Annotated in this window: 4 protein-coding genes; all 4 read left to right on the top strand. The window is 60.6% G+C overall.

Annotated features, from left to right (window positions below):
* Positions 1 to 557, top strand: a 557-nt coding sequence (locus K678_RS17200) for an extracellular solute-binding protein (protein WP_021133759.1), incomplete at its 5' end; no start/stop codon positions are given.
* Between the two features lie 28 nt (positions 558 to 585).
* Positions 586 to 1728, top strand: coding sequence for an ABC transporter ATP-binding protein (locus tag K678_RS17195; protein WP_021133758.1), 1143 nt, complete (start codon positions 586 to 588; stop codon positions 1726 to 1728).
* Entirely contained in the window at positions 1725 to 2633 is a 909-nt protein-coding gene (locus tag K678_RS17190) for an ABC transporter permease subunit (RefSeq protein WP_021133757.1), read from the top strand. The genes K678_RS17195 and K678_RS17190 overlap by 4 nt, the downstream gene beginning before the upstream one ends.
* The coding region (locus K678_RS17185; RefSeq protein WP_021133756.1) for an ABC transporter permease at positions 2630 to 2979 on the top strand (350 nt) is incomplete at its 3' end. The genes K678_RS17190 and K678_RS17185, both read left to right, overlap by 4 nt.

The raw sequence follows: 2979 nt of genomic DNA, 5'->3' as shown, positions 1-2979 counted from the left end.
GAAGCCTTTGCCGCCGCTCTGCTCTATCGCGGTCTAACGGGGCCAGCCTTGCCACCGACGATCTGAAGCTGGCCGCCGAGACGGTCAAGGCGATCCGTCCCTCGTTGAAGTATTTCCATTCCTCGAAATATATCAACGATATGGCCAACGGTGACACCTGCCTTGCCCAGGGCTATGTCGGCGATCTGGTCCAGGCGCGCAACCGCGCCAACGAGGCCAACAAGGGCGTTCACCTCGCCATCTTCATCCCCAAGGAAGGGGCGGTGATCAACATCGACGCTGCGGCGATCCCGGCCGATGCTCCGCATCCCGACAACGCCCACAAATTCATCGATTTCCTGTTGCAGCCGGAAATCATCGCGGCGGTCAGCGACACCACCGGTTACGCCAATGCGGTGCCGGCGTCCAAGCCGCTGATGAAGAAGGAAATCGTGGCCGATCCGGTGATCTATCCGCCGGCCGACGTAGCGGCGAAAGAGTTCCAGGTTCCCCCTGCCGATCTGGCGAAGGAACGTGAGCGCACTCGCTTGTGGACCAGCGTCAAGACCGGCCGCTAAGGCTGATCGAGACGCGGAAATAATGAGCATGGCCCAGACGATTACCCAACGTCCGACGTTCTCGCCCTGGACCGATCCTGATGCGGTGCCGCTGATCCGTTTCGAGGCTGTCTCGAAACGGTTCGGCGACTTCGTCGCGGTCGATCAGGTCGATCTCTCCATCCACGCCGGCGAGTTCTTCTCGCTGCTCGGCGCGTCTGGCTGCGGCAAGACGACGCTGTTGCGGATGTTGGCCGGATTCGAAACCCCGACCTCGGGGCGGATTTTCATCGACGGAACCGACGTTTCGGCGATCCCGCCCTATGAGCGGCCGGTCAACATGATGTTCCAGTCTTACGCCCTGTTCCCCCATATGACGGTGGAACAGAATGTCGCGTTCGGCCTGAAACAGGATGGTGTGCCCAAGGCACAGATCCGCGAGAAAGTTCGCGACGTCCTCGATCTGGTGCAGATGAGCCGCTTCGGCGGCCGCAAGCCGCACCAATTGTCGGGTGGGCAGCGTCAGCGCGTCGCGCTGGCGCGCTGTCTGGCCAAGGAACCGAAGGTTCTTCTGCTCGACGAGCCGCTGGCGGCGCTTGACCGCCAGCTGCGCGAGCGGACTCAGCTTGAACTGGTGGGTATTCAGGAACGGGTCGGCATCACCTTCGTCATGGTCACCCACGACCAGGGTGAGGCGATGACGATGTCCAGCCGCATTGCGGTGATGAATTCGGGATGTCTGGAACAGGTCGGCACGCCAGTCGAAATCTATGAATATCCCGGCACCCGCTTCGTTGCTGATTTCATCGGGGCCGCCAACATGTTCGAAGGGGTGGTGGCGTCGGATAACCATGACCTTCTCGTTGTCACCTGCCCCGAACTGGAACGCGATCTGTCGATTGCCCATGGCGGTTCGGTGCCGGTCGGAGCACCGGTGACGGTGATGGTTCGTCCCGAAAAGATGGTGGTGCAACGCGAAAGCCCGCCCGAGGGGATGAACGGGGTCAAGGGTGTTGTTGCCGATATCGCCTATCTCGGTGACGTCTCGATCTATCATATTGCGCTGCCGTCGGGTCGGCGGGTCGAGGTGCTTCGGACCAATCTGCGCCATACCGGCGAACAGGAACTGACCTGGGAAGACGAGGTTCATCTGGCGTGGCATCCCGCCAACGCCATGGTGCTGACCCGATGACGGGGCTCGACCGCGTGGTCCGCCGCTGGGGCCGGCTGCTGGTCGGGCTGCCGCCCTATATCTGGCTGGTGGTGTTCTTCCTAGTGCCGTTCCTGATCGTCATTAAGATCAGTCTGTCCCAGGCGGTGATGGGCATTCCGCCTTATACGCCGTTGCTGGAGTGGGGCGGCGACGCGGTTCTGACGATCCGGATTGCGCTTGGCAGTTTCGGCACGCTGTTCGGCGACGAATTGTATGCGTTTGCCTATCTCAATTCGCTTCGGCTGGCCGCGATTGCAACCTTGTGTTGCTTGTTGCTCGGCTATCCCGCCGCCTATGCGATCGCGCGCGCGCCTCATTCCGTTCGCAATATGTTGTTGTTGCTGGTCGCGCTGCCGTTCTGGACGTCGTTTCTGATCCGGGTTTATGCCTGGATCGGGATTCTGAAAACCGAGGGATTGCTAAACGGTCTGCTGCTGTGGTTGGGGGTGATCGATGCCCCATTGCAGATTCTTGAAACCGATTTGGCCGTGCTAATCGGCATGGTCTATTCGTATCTGCCCTTCATGGTGCTGCCGTTGTTCGCCACCCTGGAAAAGATGGATTTGTCGCTGCTGGAAGCGGCGGCCGATCTGGGCTGCCGTCCCTTTCAGGCGTTTATTTCGGTGACTCTGCCGTTGTCGATGCCGGGAATCGTTGCTGGTTCGCTGCTGGTTTTCATTCCGGCGGTGGGCGAGTTCGTCATTCCCGATTTGCTGGGCGGGCCCGATACCCTGATGATCGGCAAGATTCTTTGGGCCGAATTTTTCGACAATCGTGACTGGCCGGTCGCTTCAGCGGTGGCAGTGGCGATGCTGGTTCTGCTGGTGGTGCCGGTAATGATCTTTCAGCGCATCCAGGGGCGCGCGACGGAGGGAACGCGATGAGCAGCACCGGCTGGGGGCGCAACCGGGCGCTGGCGCTGTATGGCCTGCTGTCGCTGGCCTATGCGTTTCTGTACGTTCCGATCGTTGTGATGATCATTTATTCGTTCAACGCCTCGCGTCTGGTGACGGTGTGGGGCGGGTTCTCGTTCAAATGGTATGGCGAACTGCTTCAGGATGAAAAAGTCCTGGATGCGGCGTGGCTCAGCCTTCAGGTCGCGGTTGCCAATGCGACTATCGCTACCATTCTCGGCACGCTGGCGGCGGTGGTGCTGGTGCGGTTCCGTCGTTTCCGCGGCCGGACTCTGTTCACCGGGATGATCGCGGCTCCGCTGGTGATGCCGGAAAT

This window comes from Magnetospirillum fulvum MGU-K5 (assembly GCF_000442515.1).
Taxonomy (GTDB): domain Bacteria; phylum Pseudomonadota; class Alphaproteobacteria; order Rhodospirillales; family Magnetospirillaceae; genus Phaeospirillum; species Phaeospirillum fulvum_B.
Note: the sequence above shows the minus strand (reverse complement) of the source record. Positions and strands in the feature narration are given on the sequence as shown.

What these genes read in the sequence shown, in the direction of transcription:
- K678_RS17195 (WP_021133758.1), top strand. Translation starts at nt 586, where the DNA reads ATGGCCCAGACGATTACCCAACGTCCGACGTTCTCGCCCTGGACCGAT.
- K678_RS17190 (WP_021133757.1), top strand. Translation starts at nt 1,725, where the DNA reads ATGACGGGGCTCGACCGCGTGGTCCGCCGCTGGGGCCGGCTGCTGGTC.